At 34.9% G+C, this 3239-nt stretch carries 4 protein-coding genes; 1 reads left to right on the forward strand and 3 read right to left on the reverse strand.

From position 1 onward, the window contains the following. Positions 1-790: 790 nt before the first annotated feature. On the reverse strand, positions 791-1042 hold the full coding sequence (locus DYY65_RS11700) for a hypothetical protein (protein ID WP_162478135.1): 252 nt from the start codon (positions 1040-1042) through the stop codon (positions 791-793). Between the two features lie 247 nt (positions 1043-1289). Here DYY65_RS11700 and DYY65_RS11705 point away from each other — a divergent pair, with 247 nt between their 5' ends. After that, positions 1290-1487: a hypothetical protein gene (locus DYY65_RS11705; protein WP_162478136.1), complete on the forward strand. Its 198-nt coding sequence runs from the start codon at positions 1290-1292 to the stop codon at positions 1485-1487. A gap of 560 nt (positions 1488-2047) precedes the next feature. Here DYY65_RS11705 and DYY65_RS11710 read toward each other — a convergent pair. Both DYY65_RS11710 and DYY65_RS11715 read right to left on the reverse strand, forming a co-directional pair. Further along, positions 2048-2488, reverse strand: coding sequence for a hypothetical protein (locus DYY65_RS11710; RefSeq protein WP_162478137.1), 441 nt, complete (start codon positions 2486-2488; stop codon positions 2048-2050). Between the two features lie 96 nt (positions 2489-2584). Further along, positions 2585-2938, reverse strand: coding sequence for a muconolactone Delta-isomerase family protein (locus DYY65_RS11715; protein WP_162478138.1), 354 nt, complete (start codon positions 2936-2938; stop codon positions 2585-2587). Positions 2939-3239 lie beyond the last annotated feature (301 nt).

Genomic DNA, 3239 nt, shown 5'->3' on the forward strand with positions numbered 1-3239 from the left:
TGTTCCAGTTTATTGTGTTGCGCCAGTTCTGATTCAGTTTTAAATTTTTCCTGACAGACATCACATTTGAACTTCTTGCTGCTAAAAAAATTGAATTTCATTGATATTCTATCGAAATGATATGGGTTGCTTGTATAAAAGAGATTACAAATAAGAATTCTTTTATGTTCCATAGCTCAGTAACTCTAGTTCTATTTTTATCATTGCTAATCTAGTACCGGAATATGATACGAAGAATTCATGGGAAAGATCAAGCATGGATTAACGCCTGTTAATCACTATTTACTTCTAGCATTAATGTTTTCTTATGTAGTTGTTTTATTTGCAATTATAGGAGTTAACATTATGCCATCCAGATATTTTTAGTGCCATTTATTATAATCCTCCTTAGCATCTATTGCCCTGGTCAATTGTATCTCCCATTAATCAGGATTTTGGACGTTACAATTGGAGGAGCGATTGCGGTAGGATCGAAATTCTTCTAAAATACGCGCTTAAGTGCCTATTCGAATATGATTAGGGAATCAGTCAAAATATGTAAAGATTTTAACTCCTTATCTAGAACTCTTATGGTCATATTGTAATGATACTAATGGGGCTGTTCAGATGTGGTCGGAATACCCATTGCTAATCAAGATGGATTCTGAAAATCTAACTTGGCTAGAATTTGGTGTATACATAATTGTTTGTCTGTCACAAAAACATCTGACACCCATGGGCCAGCTTTATAGCCAATTATCAATAGAAATTGCTTAAAATAAAAACAAAGACTTGCTACACCCTCAGCTATTTAATTTTGTTTTTGGGGCTCAGCTGGCAATGGGCAATTGATAATATCTTGAAAAAGCGATTCGGCCCTCGCTACCAATTTACACATCGCTTCTCTGTTCGGTAAGGTAATTTGATTCTTGTCACAATACCTCAAAATCCAAACGATTGATCCACTTAAATGGTCGTATAGGTCCTCATTAATTCTTCTCAGTCTTACTGCACGGTCATAATGCATTATCGCCTTTCTTATGATATCGATTTCGTCTGTCATTCCGAGTATTTAAACGCCTTAATGTGATATCTCTTAATCACTATATATGCAAGTCAGTTATAACAATATATCATTTTGTTCAAAAATGTTAACTATAAAAACAGGAATTCTAACTAATGATGAGACTGAATGCAATCATTAAGAGAAGAATGAACCAATAGATCGGATAAACATTCTTCCAAACTAATGAATGCAAATAGTACAATACAGCTACAATAGTTGAATACGAGGAGTAGATATTGCATACTTGAACAGTACAAAAGATGTCAAGAAAGGATATAGCGAGTTTCTTATATTCAATACAGATGCCTTCTTTGTAGATGGCATGACATCAGAAAAATTAAGAAAATTATTAGATGAAACTAGTTTGAATACGTGGGCATGGCCATACTCAGCTTTGGTTCGGGAGATATTAAAGAAAGATATCAATTGGTTGAAGGCATAGATAGGCTCAAAAATTGGTCAATGTCTTACTCCAAATAAGGGTCCCTGTCAAACAACTGGCTTAGATTGAACACCCAGACAGGGGCCCCCTGGAGTAAAGGACAAACATTACTATTATTAGTTTACAAGTTTGCAGTGAAAGACTATCCTAAGCACCGTCAAACAAGAAATCATATCAGGTCTTTAATTCTTTTACTTATTTCGATCCACAGTCAATTCACGACTTTATCGATGGATAAGTCACCAAGATTTTATATTTAGAATGGATTGTAACGGTTGGGTCCCTAACGGGTACCCAGCGACAACCTGGATGAGGCTTTGATTCCAATCACAAACTGCAAGCGACTACACCATTTTGAGACATTCGATCATAGGTATAAGCAAGTAGCGTTTGCAACAGTTGGTTAATCTCCTACCCCATATACTCCATATTGAGATATTTGATGCCCTTACTATAGCCGGATCTAAATCTAACTTTAAATCAAGTCAAAGACAGTATGACAAAGATCCATCAATTATACGATATTTGCGAATCGTTTTTGTGCCCTAAATTGTATGCTACTAAAGTCGCTTTATCAGATTTAACCTTGATCTTATAACACTGATTTGTTCTTCAAGTAACCTCTTGTAACCATTCAGGAGCTGTTCTTGCTGGTCATGATCTTGTTCTCCTATATGAGTCATTGTTTCTTCAAATACAGTAATTACATCTTGCACAGTTGTACCGAGTGCCTGGATATCGTGAGCATTTCTTCTCGTCGGACTGATATTTTCTGCTGATTTATCTTTTAGTGTCTGGGTTTTTTCTTCCGTTATTGTTTTTGCCTTGTCAGCAAGAGAGGCAATAATCTCTTTAAATGAAAGTCCTGCATCCTTGACTCTATCAGTGATGCTTTCTTGACTTTGCTGCTCATCATTTGTAGTAGCATCTGATCCTATACTTTGGTCAGTTTGTCTAGATGTTTCGGATGAAAGCTCGGAGTCTTCTGAAGGATTGCCCATATTATATTAATGGACATCAAACCTAATAACTAATTCAATTAGCTTGTTATTCCTAACGATTTTATGCAGCCTGATCCCTATATCTTTAGGTGCCTATTATTTGTCTGATCTTTCTATCTCTTTGTCTTTGTACTCATGTTTTGGTATAGAACTAACTATTTGCTGGAGTTCTCCAGTAACACTCACTAAGGATTTTAGTTCTGTCAATGGTTTGACTGTGCGATCAATAATTGACAGTGATGGTAGAAGAAAAAGAATTCGTTGCAATTCTTCATTTGATTCAACATTCCAGACCGAAATTATCCCTGGTTTGTCAGCAAACGCATAACAGAATTTTAGTTTACCCTCTACACTATAGTCGTTATACAAGCCAAAAGTATGCGTTAATAGGTTTATTTTCTCAGCATCAATCTGTTTCGTATTGATAGAATCGATTACTAGAAATAACATTCTCATCTCACCTATTGTTTGTATCCCATAATACTATTTATGTAAAGATATTGCAAATCTATTACAACAGCTGATACATGTTTTTATTTTCTCTTATTTTCATTCCTTTCTATCCTATTCTTTTCTCTCTAATTTACATTATAGTCTTTTTTCTTCTTTAGCTCAATATTCATAGTATCCCATCATTACTACTATTACTACTAATACTATTCTTATTATTAACTACTACTTTTATTCTGCTCTTCCTCTTCTAGAAGCAGCATCCTCTTCTGCTAACATCCTAATCTCTTCTGGTGTTGGT

The sequence above is a fragment of the Nitrososphaera sp. AFS genome (assembly GCF_009898475.1).
GTDB lineage: Archaea > Thermoproteota > Nitrososphaeria > Nitrososphaerales > Nitrososphaeraceae > Nitrosopolaris.

Excerpts from the sequence above, each read along its gene's own strand:
- DYY65_RS11700 (WP_162478135.1), bottom strand. The coding sequence starts at position 1,042 with ATGACAGACGAAATCGATATCATAAGAAAGGCGATAATGCATTATGAC.
- DYY65_RS11715 (WP_162478138.1), bottom strand. The coding sequence starts at position 2,938 with ATGTTATTTCTAGTAATCGATTCTATCAATACGAAACAGATTGATGCT.
- DYY65_RS11710 (WP_162478137.1), bottom strand. The coding sequence starts at position 2,488 with ATGGGCAATCCTTCAGAAGACTCCGAGCTTTCATCCGAAACATCTAGA.